General features: G+C 72.7%; 12 protein-coding genes. 9 read left to right on the top strand and 3 right to left on the bottom strand.

Going from position 1 to position 14,357, the window contains the following annotated elements; all coding sequences use genetic code 11:
• The first annotated feature begins 218 nt into the window (after nt 1-218).
• The 3 genes from lepA (at nt 219) to hemW (ending at nt 5,500) form a co-directional block, all read left to right on the top strand.
• Nucleotides 219-2,084, top strand: a complete 1,866-nt coding sequence (gene lepA / locus BGK67_RS12970; protein WP_069920238.1) for a translation elongation factor 4 — start codon at nt 219-221, stop codon at nt 2,082-2,084.
• A gap of 237 nt (nt 2,085-2,321) precedes the next feature.
• A complete protein-coding gene (locus tag BGK67_RS12965) occupies nt 2,322-4,211 on the top strand; it encodes an AMP-dependent synthetase/ligase (RefSeq protein WP_069920237.1) in 1,890 nt (629 codons plus the stop codon).
• A 56-nt stretch (nt 4,212-4,267) separates the two neighbouring features.
• Nucleotides 4,268-5,500 (top strand): radical SAM family heme chaperone HemW, encoded by a 1,233-nt coding sequence (gene hemW / locus BGK67_RS12960; protein WP_069920236.1) that lies wholly within the window; start codon nt 4,268-4,270, stop codon nt 5,498-5,500.
• 68 nt (nt 5,501-5,568) lie between these two features.
• On the opposite strand, the gene BGK67_RS12955 is transcribed toward hemW, so the two are convergent.
• Both BGK67_RS12955 and BGK67_RS12950 read right to left on the bottom strand, forming a co-directional pair.
• Complete coding sequence (locus BGK67_RS12955) at nt 5,569-6,369, bottom strand: DUF3097 domain-containing protein (RefSeq protein ID WP_069920235.1); 801 nt, start codon at nt 6,367-6,369, stop codon at nt 5,569-5,571.
• Between the two features lie 34 nt (nt 6,370-6,403).
• The gene (locus tag BGK67_RS12950) at nt 6,404-7,123 is read right to left on the bottom strand and encodes an MBL fold metallo-hydrolase (protein ID WP_069920234.1); all 720 of its coding nucleotides are present in this window, start codon (nt 7,121-7,123) and stop codon (nt 6,404-6,406) included.
• Nucleotides 7,124-7,273: 150 nt separating this feature from the next.
• Here BGK67_RS12950 and hrcA point away from each other — a divergent pair, with 150 nt between their 5' ends.
• The 6 genes from hrcA (at nt 7,274) to BGK67_RS12920 (ending at nt 12,807) form a co-directional block, all read left to right on the top strand.
• Nucleotides 7,274-8,290, top strand: a complete 1,017-nt coding sequence (gene hrcA, locus BGK67_RS12945) for a heat-inducible transcriptional repressor HrcA (protein ID WP_069920233.1) — start codon at nt 7,274-7,276, stop codon at nt 8,288-8,290.
• Nucleotides 8,291-9,433, top strand: coding sequence for a molecular chaperone DnaJ (dnaJ, locus tag BGK67_RS12940; protein ID WP_069920232.1), 1,143 nt, complete (start codon nt 8,291-8,293; stop codon nt 9,431-9,433). It begins immediately after the preceding gene.
• A 146-nt stretch (nt 9,434-9,579) separates the two neighbouring features.
• Nucleotides 9,580-10,671: a nitronate monooxygenase gene (locus BGK67_RS12935; RefSeq protein ID WP_069923824.1), complete on the top strand. Its 1,092-nt coding sequence runs from the start codon at nt 9,580-9,582 to the stop codon at nt 10,669-10,671.
• On the top strand, nt 10,668-11,411 hold the full coding sequence (locus tag BGK67_RS12930; RefSeq protein WP_069920231.1) for a 16S rRNA (uracil(1498)-N(3))-methyltransferase: 744 nt from the start codon (nt 10,668-10,670) through the stop codon (nt 11,409-11,411). The genes BGK67_RS12935 and BGK67_RS12930 overlap by 4 nt, the downstream gene beginning before the upstream one ends.
• A 121-nt stretch (nt 11,412-11,532) precedes the next feature.
• The gene (locus BGK67_RS12925) at nt 11,533-11,892 is read left to right on the top strand and encodes a histidine triad nucleotide-binding protein (protein WP_069920230.1); all 360 of its coding nucleotides are present in this window, start codon (nt 11,533-11,535) and stop codon (nt 11,890-11,892) included.
• Nucleotides 11,893-11,895: 3 nt separating this feature from the next.
• The gene (locus BGK67_RS12920) at nt 11,896-12,807 is read left to right on the top strand and encodes a ribonuclease Z (protein WP_069920229.1); all 912 of its coding nucleotides are present in this window, start codon (nt 11,896-11,898) and stop codon (nt 12,805-12,807) included.
• A gap of 91 nt (nt 12,808-12,898) precedes the next feature.
• Here BGK67_RS12920 and BGK67_RS12915 read toward each other — a convergent pair whose 3' ends face one another.
• A complete protein-coding gene (locus BGK67_RS12915) occupies nt 12,899-14,254 on the bottom strand; it encodes an MFS transporter (protein ID WP_069920228.1) in 1,356 nt (451 codons plus the stop codon).
• Between the last annotated feature and the right edge of the window lie 103 nt (nt 14,255-14,357).

Below are 14,357 nucleotides of genomic sequence, written 5' to 3'. Positions count from 1 at the left end.
AGAGCCTTTTCAGGTTCAGAGTTTTGTGCTTCGGATCGTGCCTCGACAGCTGAGAGGGCATACGAGACACAGCTGCCCAGGCTACCAGGCACGCTCGGGGCGGCCCAAACCGAGCGCACTGCCCGGTCCATGGGACCATGGGAGTCAGCGTAGAGATCCCAATGATCCGCCCAGGATCGATCACGCCCCCGACTGCGACCCGAGAATCAGGACACTGCGTGCCCGCCATCCCCAGCCACGTGCCCGAGCCGAGCCGTACCGACCCGGCGCTGATCCGCAACTTCTGCATCATCGCGCACATCGACCACGGCAAGTCGACCCTTGCCGACCGGATGCTCCAGCTCACCGGTGTGGTCGACCAGCGGCAGATGCGCGCCCAGTACCTCGACCGCATGGACATCGAGCGTGAGCGCGGCATCACGATCAAGTCCCAGGCGGTCCGACTGCCCTGGGCGCCCACCACGGGCGAGGGCCAGGGCAGCACCCACATCCTCAACATGATCGACACCCCCGGGCACGTCGACTTCACGTACGAGGTCTCGCGCTCCCTCGCCGCGTGCGAGGGCACGGTCCTGCTGGTGGACGCCGCCCAGGGCATCGAGGCGCAGACCCTCGCCAACCTGTACCTGGCGATGGAGAACGACCTCGCGATCGTCCCCGTGCTGAACAAGATCGACCTGCCGGCGGCCCAGCCGGAGAAGTTCGCCGAGGAGCTCGCGAACCTGGTCGGCTGCCAGCCCGAGGACGTCCTGCGCGTGTCCGCGAAGACCGGTCTCGGCGTGGAGGCGCTGCTCGACAAGGTCGTCGCCACCGTCCCGGCCCCGGTCGGCGTCAAGAACGCCCCCGCCCGCGCCATGATCTTCGACTCGGTCTACGACTCGTACCGCGGCGTGGTCACCTACGTGCGTGTGGTCGACGGCCAGCTCAACAAGCGCGAGCGCATCCGGATGATGTCCACCGGCGCCACGCACGAGCTGCTGGAGATCGGCGTCTCCTCGCCCGAGATGACCCCGGCCGACGGCATCGGCGTCGGCGAGGTGGGCTACATCATCACCGGCGTGAAGGACGTCCGCCAGTCCAAGGTCGGTGACACCATCACCAGCCTGCACAACGGCGCGACCGAGGCTCTCGGCGGCTACAAGGACCCGCGGCCGATGGTCTTCTCCGGCCTGTACCCGCTCGACGGCTCGGACTACCCGGACCTGCGCGAGGCCCTGGACAAGCTCCAGCTCAACGACGCCGCGCTCGTCTACGAGCCGGAGACCTCGGCGGCGCTCGGCTTCGGCTTCCGCGTCGGCTTCCTCGGCCTGCTGCACCTGGACGTGGTCCGCGAGCGCCTGGAGCGCGAGTTCGGCCTCGACCTGATCGCGACCGCGCCGAACGTGGTCTACCGGGTGGTCCTGGAGGACGGCAAGGAAGTCACCGTCACCAACCCGAGCGAATTCCCCGAGGGCAAGATCTCGGACGTGTTCGAGCCGATCGTGCGGGCCACGATCCTCGCGCCCAGCGAGTTCATCGGCGCGATCATGGAGCTCTGCCAGACCCGCCGCGGCACCCTCCTCGGCATGGACTACCTCTCCGAGGACCGGGTCGAGATCCGCTACACCCTCCCGCTCGCGGAGATCGTCTTCGACTTCTTCGACCAGCTGAAGTCCAAGACGCGCGGCTACGCCTCGCTCGACTACGAGCCCACCGGCGAGCAGTCCGGCAGCCTGGTCAAGGTCGACATCCTGCTGCACGGCGACAAGGTCGACGCCTTCTCCGCCGTCACGCACAAGGACGCCGCCTACGCCTACGGCGTGCGCCTGGTCGCCAAGCTGCGCGAGCTCATCCCGCGGCAGGCCTTCGAGGTGCCGATCCAGGCCGCGATCGGCTCGCGCGTCATCGCCCGCGAGACCATTCGCGCCATCCGCAAGGACGTCCTCGCCAAGTGCTACGGCGGTGACATCTCCCGTAAGCGGAAGCTGCTGGAGAAGCAGAAGGAAGGCAAGAAGCGGATGAAGATGGTGGGCTCCGTGGAGGTCCCGCAGGAGGCCTTCATCGCCGTCCTCTCCAGCGACGAATCCGGCGGCAAGAAGAAGTAGCGACGCCCGCGACCGCTGCGGAAGCAGGCCCTCACGCTCCGGCGCGGGGGCCTCTTTCGTTATGAACCGGCCGCTTGCGAGCTCTTACGCAGGCGGCGGACGGCCTCTAGTCTGATCACTGCTCGATGGTTACTCGCCAGTCACCTGCTGGTTACGTCTCAAACCCGCCTGTCCCGATGCGCCCCCCCAAGCGCCCCACGCCCACGCACTGCCGCGTGGTCCGGTCCGGAGGATGTCGTGAGCGACACACAGACCTTGATCGAGAACCGTCCGCCCTCGGTGGCGGCCCTCTTCCTTGAGCGCGTGGCCGCCACGCCCCATGCGGAGGCGTACCGGTATCCGGTGCCCGCGGCCGGCGGCCAGGGCCCCGACGACTGGAAGTCGCTGAGCTGGGGCCAGGCGGCCGAGCGGGTCTTCGCCATCGCCGCCGGCCTGATCGACCTGGGCCTGGAGTCGGAGCAGCGGGTCGCGCTCGCCTCCAACACCCGGGTCGAGTGGATCCTCGGCGACCTCGGCGTGATGTGCGCCGGCGGCGCGGTCACCACGATCTACCCCACCACGAACGCCGAGGAGTCGGCGTACATCCTCGCGGACTCCGAGAGCCGGGTGCTCATCGCCGAGGACGGCGCGCAGCTCGCCAAGGCGCGCGAGCGCCGCGCCGAGCTGCCCCACCTCACCCACGTGGTGGTCGTGGAGACCGCCGACGCGGTCGCCGCCGAGGGCGACCCCGACGGCTGGGTGCTCTCGCTCGCCGATCTGGAGGCGCGCGGCAAGGAGTACCTCGCCAAGCACCCCGAGGCGGTCAAGGAGCGGATCGGGGCCATCACCGCCGACCAGCTCGCCACCCTCATCTACACCTCCGGCACCACCGGCCGCCCCAAGGGCGTCCGCCTGCCGCACGACAACTGGTCGTACATGGCCAAGGCCACCGTCGCCACCGGCCTGATCACCAAGGACGACGTCCAGTACCTGTGGCTGCCGCTGGCCCACGTCTTCGGCAAGGTGCTGACCTCCGGCCAGATCGAGGTCGGCCACGTCACCGCCGTCGACGGCCGGATCGACAAGATCATCGAAAACCTGCCGATCGTGCAGCCGACCTACATGGCGGCCGTCCCGCGCATCTTCGAGAAGGTGTACAACGGTGTCGCCGCCAAGGCCCGGGCCGGCGGCGGGGCCAAGTACAAGATCTTCCAGTGGTCGGTCGGCGTGGCCCGCGAGTACGCCAAGGTCACCCAGGACAACTTCCGCCGCACCGGCCAGGCGACCGCCCCCTTCGGCCTCGCCACCAAGCACAAGATCGCCGACGCGCTCGTCTTCTCCAAGCTCCGCGACGCCTTCGGCGGCAACCTGCGCGCCGCCGTCTCCGGCGCCTCCGCCCTGGCACCCGACATCGGCTACTTCTTCTCCGGCGCCGGCATCCACATCCTCGAGGGCTACGGCCTGACCGAGTCCAGCGCCGCCTCCTTCGTCAACCCCGGCGAGGCCTACCGCACCGGCACCGTCGGCAAGCCGCTCCCCGGCACCGAGGTCCGCATCGCCGACGACGGCGAGGTCCTGCTGCGCGGCCCCGGCATCATGCAGGGCTACCACGGGCAGCCCGAGAAGACCGCCGAGGTGCTGGAGTCCGACGGCTGGCTGCACACCGGCGACATCGGCGAGCTGTCGGCCGACGGCTACCTGCGCATCACCGACCGCAAGAAGGACCTGATCAAGACCTCGGGCGGCAAGTACGTCGCCCCGGCCGAGGTCGAGGGACAGTTCAAGGCGATCTGCCCGTACGTCTCGACGATCGTCGTGCACGGCGCCGACCGGAACTTCTGCTCCGCCCTGATCGCGCTCGACGAGCCGTCGATCCTCGGCTGGGCCGTCGAGAACGGGCTGGAGGGCAAGACGTACGCGCAGGTCCTGGCCGCGCCGGAGACCAACCGCCTGATCGAGACGTACGTACAGACCCTCAACGAGGGCCTCCAGCGGTGGCAGACGGTCAAGAAGTTCCGGATCCTGCCGCGCGACCTCGACGTCGAGCACGGCGACCTCACGCCCAGCCTCAAGCTGAAGCGGCCGGTCGTCGAGCGCGAGTTCAAGCACCTCATCGACGAGATGTACGAGGGCACGCGCGAGCTGTAGCCGCGGGCGCCGGGCACGGCGTAAACGACCATGGGGCAGTGCGGGATGATGGGGTCATGCCTTCCGCACTGCCCGACGGTGAACCCATGCCCGAAGACGGCTCCCTGCCGTCGCACGCCCTGGCGGGCGCGGGGGACCGGCCGCTCGGCTTCTACCTGCACGTTCCGTACTGCGCCACGCGCTGCGGGTACTGCGACTTCAACACCTACACGGCCACCGAGCTGCGGGGCACCGGCGGCGTGCTCGCCTCCCGGGAGAACTACGCCGACACCCTGATCGACGAGGTCCGCCTCGCCCGCAAGGTGCTCGGGGACGATCCGCGGGCCGTACGGACGGTGTTCGTCGGCGGCGGCACCCCGACCCTGCTGCCCGCCGGCGACCTCGTACGGATGCTCGCGGCCATCCGGGACGAGTTCGGTCTGGCCGAGGACGCGGAGATCACCACCGAGGCCAATCCCGAGTCGGTGGACCCGCGGTACCTGGCCGAGCTGCGGGCCGGCGGCTTCAACCGGGTCTCCTTCGGCATGCAGAGCGCCAAGCAGCACGTCCTGAAGGTGCTGGACCGCACGCACACCCCCGGCCGCCCGGAGGCCTGCGTCGCGGAGGCGCGGGCGGCGGGCTTCGAGCACGTCAACCTGGACCTGATCTACGGGACGCCGGGGGAGTCGGACGAGGACTGGCGGGCCTCGCTCGCCGCGGCGCTGGGCGCCGGGCCGGACCACGTCTCGGCGTACGCGCTGATCGTGGAGGAGGGCACGCAGCTGGCGCGGCGGATCCGCCGCGGCGAGGTCCCGATGACGGACGACGACGTGCACGCCGACCGCTACCTGATCGCGGACGAGGTGATGGCGCAGGCCGGGTACTCCTGGTACGAGGTGTCGAACTGGGCGGCCTCGGAGGCCGGGCGCTGCCTGCACAACGAGCTGTACTGGCGCGGCGCCGACTGGTGGGGCGCGGGCCCGGGCGCGCACTCGCACGTGGGCGGGGTGCGGTGGTGGAACGTCAAGCACCCCGGGGCGTACGCCGCCGCGCTGGCCGAGGGCCGCTCTCCCGGGGCCGGGCGCGAGCTCCTGTCGCAGGAGGACCGGCGCGTCGAGCGGATCCTGCTGGAGCTGCGGCTGGTGGACGGCGTGCCGCTGTCGCTGCTCGCTCCGGCCGGGCTGGAGGCGTCCCGCCGCGCGCTGGCGGACGGCCTGCTGGAGGCGGAGCCGTACGCGGCCGGGCGGGCCGTGCTGACCCTGCGGGGGCGGCTGCTGGCCGACGCGGTGGTCCGGGACCTGGTCGACTAGTGCTGTGACCCGGTGAACCTTTCCGGTCACAGCACTAGGCCGGGCCGCACCCCTGGTGCCGCGTCCGGCTAGGGGGCCGTGACGTGGTCGATGAGGTGTTCCACCGAGCCCAGGAGGGTGGGCTCCAGGTCCTTGTAGGACGTCACCCGGGACAGGATGTGCCGCCAGGCGGCCCCGGTGTTGTCCGGCCAGCCCAGGGCCCGGCAGATGCCCGTCTTCCAGTCCTGGCCGCGCGGGACCACCGGCCACGCCGGGATGCCGAGGGCGGACGGCTTCACGGCCTGCCAGACGTCCACGTACGGGTGGCCCACGATCAGCACGTCCGGGGAGGTCACCGACGCCGCGATACGGGACTCCTTCGAGCCCGGCACGAGGTGGTCCACCAGGATCCCCAGGCGGGCGTCGGGGCCGGGGGCGAAGTCGGCGACGATGGCCGGAAGGTCGTCGATGCCCTCCAGGTACTCCACCACCACGCCCTCGATCCGCAGGTCGTCGCCCCAGACCTTCTCGACCAGCTCCGCGTCGTGACGCCCCTCCACGTAGATCCGCCCGGCCCGCGCCACCCGCGCCCTGGCACCCGGCACGGCGATCGAGCCCGATGCGGTGCGCCGCGGTGCCGAAGGGGAGCGCGAGGGGCGGACCAGGGTGACCACGGCCCCGTCCAGCAGGAAGCCCCGCGGCTCCAGCGGGAACACCCGCCGCTTGCCGAAACGGTCCTCCAGGGTCACCGTGCCCGCCTCGCAGGCCACCACCGCGCCGCAGAAGTCGCCGCCGGCCACCTCGACCACCAGATCGGGCTCCGCCGCCACTTCGGGCACGGCCTTGGGGCGCTTCCACTGCGGGGTCAGGTCGGGGGAGTACTCGCGCATCCGGCCGAGCGTAGGAGAGGCGCCGCGATCACGCCTACGACACGCCGAAACGCGCGGCCAGTGTGGCGCGTTGCGCACGCACGAAGGCCGCGGAGACCACCGCTCCGTGACCCGGCACGTACCGCGCGTCGTCTCCGCCCAGCGCCAGCAGCCGGTCCAGGGCCGCGGGCCACTGCCGGGGCACCGCGTCCGGGCCCGCCACGGGCTCGCCCGACTCCTCGACCAGGTCCCCGCAGAAGACCGTCTCGCGCTCGCCCGGCACGAAGACCGCCAGGTCGTGGCCGGTGTGCCCGGGCCCCACATTGGCCAGCAGCACCCGCACCCCGCCCAGTTCCAGCGTCCACTCGCCCGACACCGGGTGCTTCGGCAGCACCATCAGGTCCGCCGCCTCCGCGGCCTCCGCCTCGGCCAGCCCGTGCCGCACCGCGTCCTCGCGCAGCTCCTCGCGGCCCGTGGCGAGCAGCGCGTCCAGCCCGACCGCGCCGAACACCTCGGCGCCGGCGAAGGCGGCTCCGCCCAGGACGTGGTCGAAATGTCCGTGTGTGAATGCGATATGGGTCACGTGCCGGCCCGTCAGGCGCTCCGCCTCCGCCCGCACCTGCGCGCCCTCGCGCACACACGAACCGGGGTCGACGAGGAGGACGGAATCGTCCCCCACCACCAGTCCCACGGTGCAGTCCCACACCGGCAGCCGCCGCCTCCCGGCCCGTCCGGTCAGCCTTTCCCAGCCCGCCTCTTCCCAACGCACGTCCATGCCGCGACGCTACCCTGGCGGGCCTCCCTTGCCAGGGTCTTACCACCCGGCCGTACACTGAGCGGGGGATCTCTGGCACTCGAACGGCCAGAGTGCCAACGACCGAGTTCCGACCGACACGGCAACGGACCACAGCTGGAGGTGTGCGCGATGCTCAGCGAACGCAGACTCGAAGTGCTGCGCGCCATCGTCCAGGACTACGTCGGGACGGAGGAGCCGGTCGGCTCCAAGGCGCTCACCGAGCGGCACCGGCTCGGCGTCTCGCCCGCCACCGTGCGCAACGACATGGCCGTGCTGGAGGAGGAGGGCTACATCGCCCAGCCCCACACCAGCGCCGGCCGGATCCCCACCGACAAGGGCTACCGCCTCTTCGTCGACAAGCTGGCGGGGGTCAAACCGCTGTCGACGCCCGAGCGGCGGGCCATCCAGAACTTCCTCGACGGCGCCGTCGACCTCGACGACGTGGTCGGCCGCACGGTGCGGCTGCTCGCGCAGCTGACCCGGCAGGTCGCCGTCGTCCAGTACCCGAGCCTGACCCGGTCGACCGTCCGGCACGTGGAGCTGCTCTCGCTCGCTCCCGCGCGCCTGATGCTCGTACTGATCACGGACACCGGGCGCGTCGAGCAGCGGCTGATCGACTGCCCGAGCCCCTTCGGGGAGACCTCGCTGGCCGACCTGCGGGCGCGGCTCAACAGCAGGGTGGTCGGGCGCCGGTTCACCGACGTCCCCCCGCTCGTCCAGGACCTCCCCGAGTCCTTCGAGGCGGAGGACCGGGGAACGGTGTCGACCGTGCTCTCGACGCTCCTCGAAACCCTGGTCGAGGAAGCCGAAGAGCGGCTGATGATCGGCGGTACCGCCAATCTCACCCGCTTCGGACACGATTTTCCCCTGACGATCAGGCCGGTGCTCGAAGCGCTGGAGGAGCAGGTCGTGCTCCTCAAGCTGCTGGGCGAGGCCAACGAGTCGGGAATGGCCGTACGGATCGGGCACGAGAACGCCTACGAGGGGCTGAACTCCACGTCGGTCGTCTCGGTCGGTTACGGTTCGGGCGGCGAAACGGTCGCCAAACTCGGCGTGGTCGGACCGACCCGCATGGACTACCCCGGAACGATGGGAGCGGTACGCGCAGTGGCACGTTACGTCGGACAGATCCTGGCGGAGTCGTAAGTGGCCACGGACTACTACGCCGTTCTCGGCGTGCGCCGCGACGCATCGCAGGACGAGATCAAGAAGGCCTTCCGGCGCCTCGCGCGTGAACTCCACCCGGATGTGAATCCGGACCCGAAGACGCAGGAGCGCTTCAAGGAGATCAACGCGGCCTACGAGGTGCTCTCGGACCCGCAGAAGAAGCAGGTCTTCGACCTGGGCGGCGACCCGCTGTCTTCGTCGGGCGGCGGCGGTGGCGGAGCGGGCGGCTTCGGAGCGGGCGGCTTCGGCAACTTCTCCGACATCATGGACGCCTTCTTCGGCCAGGCCTCGCAGCGCGGCCCGCGCTCGCGGACCCGCCGCGGCCAGGACGCCATGATCCGCCTCGACCTGGAGCTGGACGAGGCGGCCTTCGGGACCACCAAGGACATCCAGGTCGACACGGCCGTCGTCTGCACCACCTGCTCCGGAGAGGGCGCCGCCCCCGGCACCTCCGCGCAGACGTGTGACATGTGCCGCGGCCGCGGTGAGGTCTCGCAGGTCACCCGGTCCTTCCTGGGCCAGGTCATGACCTCGCGGCCCTGCCCGCAGTGCCAGGGCTTCGGCACCGTCGTCCCGACCCCGTGCCCCGAGTGCGCGGGCGACGGCCGGGTCCGGTCCCGCCGCAGCCTCACCGTCAAGATCCCGGCCGGTGTCGAGAACGGCACCCGCATCCAGCTCGCGGGCGAGGGCGAGGTCGGCCCCGGCGGCGGCCCCGCCGGAGACCTCTACGTGGAGATCCACGAGCTGCCGCACGCGGTCTTCCAGCGGCGCGGGGACGACCTGCACTGCACGGTGACCATCCCGATGACGGCGGCCTCCCTGGGCACCAAGTGCCCGCTGGAGACGCTGGACGGCATGGAGGAGATCGACATCCGGCCCGGCACCCAGTCCGGCCAGTCGATCCCGCTGCACGGCCGCGGCGTCACCCACCTGCGCGGCGGCGGGCGCGGCGACCTGATCGTCCACGTCGAGGTGACCACCCCGAGCAAGCTGGACGCCCAGCAGGAGGAGCTGCTGCGCCAGCTCGCGAAGCTGCGCGGCGAGGAGCGGCCGACCGGCCAGTTCGCGCCGGGCCAGCAGGGTCTGTTCAGCCGCCTGAAGGACGCCTTCAACGGCCGCTGAACGCCTGCGACCATCAACGACGAGCCCGGCCGGGGGACGCCCCCGGCCGGGCTCGGCATATGCGTTCCGGCCGCGCCGGGAAGCGGACTATGCCAGGCGAATGCCGTGATTCGGCCCCCTGAGCGGGACATGGCACGATGCAGTGCATGTCCTCGGCACCGAACGGTCTCTGCGCATACCCGATCGTGCAGGCCCCCATGGCGGGCGGCGCCTCCTGTCCCCCGCTCGCCGCCGCCGTGTGCGAGGCGGGCGGACTGGGCTTCCTGGCCGGCGGCTACAAGACCGCCGACGGCATGTACCAGGAGATCAAGCAGGTGCGCGCCCTCACCCGGCGCCCCTTCGGGGTGAACCTCTTCATGCCGCAGACCGGTCACGTGGACCCGGCCGCCGTCGAGGCGTACCGCGGACAGCTGGCCGGCGAGGCGAGCTGGTACGAGATCTCGCTGGCCGACGAGGACATCATCGGCACCTGCGACGACGGCTACGACGCCAAGCTCGCCATCCTCCTCGAGGACCCGGTCCCGGCGGTCTCCTTCACCTTCGGCTGCCCCGCCCCGGCCGTGCTGGCCGCCCTGCGGGGGGCCGGCACGTACACCGTCGTCACCGCGACCTCCGTCGAGGAGGCCCGCCGCGCGCAGGAGGCCGGCGCCGACGCCGTGTGCGTCCAGGGGGTGGAGGCCGGCGGCCACCAGGGTACCCACCGGGACGACCCGCAGGCCGACGGCACGGCCTCGGTGGGCCTGCTCGCGCTGGTGGCCCAGGTGCGGGAGGCGGTCGCGCTCCCCATCATCGCGGCGGGCGGGCTGATGCGGGGCTCGCAGATCGCCGCGCTGCTCGCGGCGGGCGCCGAGGCGGCCCAGCTCGGTACGGCCTTCCTGGCCTGCCCGGAGTCGGGGGCGGACCCGCTGCACAAGAAGGCCCTTACGGACCCCCTGTTCGTCCGCACCGAGCTCACCCGGGCCTTCTCCGGGCGGCCGGCGCGGGGCCTGGTCAACCGGTTCATGCGCGAGCACGGACCGTACGCCCCCGCCGCCTACCCGCAGATCCACCACCTGACCTCGGGGCTGCGCAAAGCGGCCGCCGCGGCCGGGGACCCGCAGGGCATGGCCCTGTGGGCGGGCCAGGGGCACCGGTTGGCGCGGGCGCTGCCCGCCGGGGAGCTGATGGAAGTGCTGACGGCCGAACTGGCCGAGGCGCAGAGCACGTTGAAGGCAATGCAGATGAGGAGTGCGTCATGACCGCCCCGGTGTTCGTGGTCGAAGAGGTCCCGGCGGGACCGGAGTTCGTCCTGGACGGCCCGGAGGGCCGGCACGCGGTCTCCGTGAAGCGGCTGAACCCGGGCGAGACGGTGGTCCTCACGGACGGCAGGGGCAGCTGGGCCGAGGCGGTCGTGAAGGCGGCGGAGGGCAAGGACCGGCTGGTCGTGACCGTGTCTGCGGCCTTCGAGGAAGCCGAACCGGCCGTCCGGATCACCGTGGTCCAGGCCCTGCCCAAGGGGGACCGCGGCGAGGTGGCCGTGGAGACCATGACCGAGACGGGCGTGGACGCGATCGTGCCGTGGCAGGCCTCGCGGTGCATCACGCAGTGGCGCGGCGACCGGGGCGCCAAGTCCCTGGCCAAGTGGCGGGCCACCGCCCGGGAGGCGGGCAAGCAGTCCCGCCGGGTGCGCTTCCCGGAGGTGGCCGAGGCCATGTCCACCAAGCAGGTGGCCGCCCTGCTGGCCGGCGCCGACCTGGCGATGGTCCTCCACGAGGACCGCGACACCCCCTCCGAGGCGCTGGCCGGGGCCGAGCTGCCGGCGGCCGGGTCCGTCGTGCTGGTCGTCGGTCCGGAGGGCGGGGTCTCCCCGGAGGAGCTGGCCGTCTTCGCCGAGGCGGGCGCGCACCCCTACCGGCTGGGCCGCTCCGTCCTGCGCACCTCCACCGCCGGCACCGCGGCCACGGCGGTCCTGCTCGCCCGTACCGGCCGCTGGGGCTGACCCGCGGCCGGGGGCGCGGCCGCCGCGGCGGAGGATCCCGCGCGGCCCGGGAGGCCGCGGAATCCCGTGCGCGCTCCGGGGATACGATGCCCGGAGCGATCAACGACACGGAGGCGAAGCGATGGCCGGGGAACCGCAGGCCGACTGCCTGTTCTGCAAGATCGTCGCGGGGACCGTCCCGGCGACCGTGGTCCGGGAGACCGAGACGACCTTCGCCTTCCGGGACATCAACCCGCAGGCGCCGACCCACGTCCTGGTGATCCCCAAGGTGCACTACCCCGACGCGGCCTCGCTGGCGGAGGCCGAGCCCGCCGTCGCGGCCGACCTCCTCACCGAGGCCGGGCGGATCGCGCTGGACGAGAAGCTCACCGACCCCGGTTACCGGATCGTCTTCAACACGGGCGTCGGCGCCGGCCAGACCGTCTTCCACGCCCACGCGCACGTCCTCGGCGGCCGCGGCCTCGAGTGGCCCCCCGGATAACCCGTGTCCGTACGCGAGTTCGTGGTGCTGGGCACCGCCAGCCAGGTGCCCACCCGCCACCGCAACCACAACGGCTACCTGCTGCGCTGGGACGGCGAGGGCATCCTCTTCGACCCGGGCGAGGGCACCCAGCGCCAGATGCTGCGTGCCGGGGTGGCCGCGCACGACGTCAACCGGATCTGCGTCACCCACTTCCACGGTGACCACAGCCTCGGCCTGGCCGGGGTGATCCAGCGGATCAACCTCGACCGGGTCCCGCACCCCGTCACCGCGCACTACCCGGCTTCGGGGCAGAAGTTCTTCGACCGGCTGCGGTACGCCACGGCCTACCGCGAGACGGTGCGGCTGGCGGAGGAGCCGGTGGCCGGGGACGGGATGCGGGTGCTGGCGCGCGGGGACTCCTACCTGCTGGAGGCCAGGCTGCTCTCGCACCCGGTGGAGTCCTTCGGCTACCGCCTCACCGAGCCGGACGGGCGCCGCATGATCCCCGAGCTGCTGGCGCGCCACGGGATCAAGGGGCCGGACGTGGGCCGGATCCAGCGCGACGGACGGCTGGGCGAGGTCACCCTGGAGCAGGTCAGCGAGCCGAAGCCGGGGCAGCGGTTCGCGTTCGTCATGGACACCAGGCTCTGCGAGGGCGTGGACGAGCTGGCCGAGGGCTGCGACATGCTGGTGATCGAGTCGACCTTCCTCGACGAGGACGAGCCGCTGGCCACCGAGCACGGGCACCTCACGGCCGGGCAGGCCGCGCGGGTGGCGCGGGACGCGGGGGTCCGGCACCTGGTGCTGACGCACTTCTCGCAGCGCTACACCGACCCCTCGGAGTTCGAACGGCAGGCCCGTGCGGCCGGGTTCGAGGGCGAGCTGACGGTGGCTGCGGACTTGGCGCGCGTGCGGTTGCCCAAGCGGCGCTGACGGGGCGGATGGGCCGGTGCGGCGCCGCTGCCGGGGGCTCTGCCCCCGGGCCCCCGCGCCTCAAGCGCCGGCGGAGCTGGATAGGGGGCTGCTACACGCGGGTGCGGGCGCGGCGGCGGGCGGGCGGGGACGGGAGCAGGACGCGCAGCGGTCGGCGGCGGAGCGGGATCTCGGTGACCGAGAGTTCCTCGGCGCCGACGCGCGGGATCGTGCCCGACGGCGCACCCGCGCCGGCGGCGAGGACGGCGGCCGGAGCGCCACCGCGGCGCCGGACCGACCCGGCGGTCAGCGGCCGGCCGCCCGCGTGCAGCGCCACCGCGGCCATCGGCCCCGCCACCGCCAGCAGCAGCGCCCCCAGCACCAGGCCCATGCCGGGGAAGCCCGCCGCCTCCGCGAGGAGGCTGCCGGTGACGGGCCCGCAGGCCACGCCCAGGGAGGACGCCGACCCGGCCAGCACCGCCCAGCGGCCGCGCGGGTCCAGGGCCGCGGCGAGGCCGATCGCGTACGAGAGCACCACCGGGTAGAGCGCGTTCCACAGGATCTCCCCGCCGGCGAAGCCCACCGGGCTCCGGGCGGACGAGGACACCACCACGCAGCAGGCGATCACCGCCGTCCCGACGCCGATCGGGACCGCCCGGCCCAGGCGCGAGCCCAGCGCGGAGGCGGCCGCGACCCCGAGCAGGCCCGCGCCGAGCGCCGCGGCGAAGACCACGCCGAGGGTGACCTCCGAGAGGCCCGCCTGCTGGGTGCCGATCCGGCCGCTGACCCCCCACAGGGCGTTCTGCGCGAGGGACCACAGCATCAGGGAGCCCGCCAGGACCACCCCGGCGCGCGGGTACGGGAGGCGGCCCGGGACGACCCCCGTCACCGCGGGCGCCGAGGAGCCGCCCAGCCGGCCGGTGGCGGGCCAGACCGCCGCCGCCACCAGCGCGATCGCGGCGAACGGCAGCCCGTGGCCGCCCCCGAGCCGCGGCAGCGTCAGGTAGAGCGCCCCGGCCGTCGCCGACACCGACAGCAGCCCCAGCGCGGAGGCCCGGTGCGGGTCGCGCTGCCCGGCGATGCCGGCGGCGGCCACTGCGGTGGCGGTTCCGGAGCCGAAGCCGCCGACCACCGCGCCCGCGACGACCAGGGGCAGCAGCGGGGCCGCGGCGGCCGTGCCGTATCCGGTGACGGCCAGGAGCAGCCCGAGCCGGGCCAGGCGCCGGGGCCCGTACCGACCGATGCGGGAGGCCAGGGTGAAGCCGGCCGCGGCGGAGCCGAGCAGCAGGACCGTGCCGATCAGGCCGGCCTGTGCGGGGCTCAGCGGCAGGTGGGCGTCGAGCCGCCCGACGACGGTCGGCAGCAGGTACGGGGCGAGGTACCCGGCGGTGAAGAGGGCCACCAGGGGCCATGCGGCGGGCAGCGCGGCGGCCGGCTCCGAGAGCGGCGCGGGGGTGCGGTCGGGCACGTGTGTTCCAGATGGTGCGGATGATGCGTGGCGTCGCCGCGGAGTGAGCGGGGGGCCATGTTTATCAAGTGGCCCGACAGCAGGAAAAGAGCGTTCCTGTAGT

Source organism: Streptomyces subrutilus, from assembly GCF_001746425.1.
GTDB classification, from domain to species: Bacteria; Actinomycetota; Actinomycetes; order Streptomycetales; family Streptomycetaceae; genus Streptomyces; species Streptomyces subrutilus_A.
This window is presented reverse-complemented; position numbering and strand designations above follow the sequence as displayed.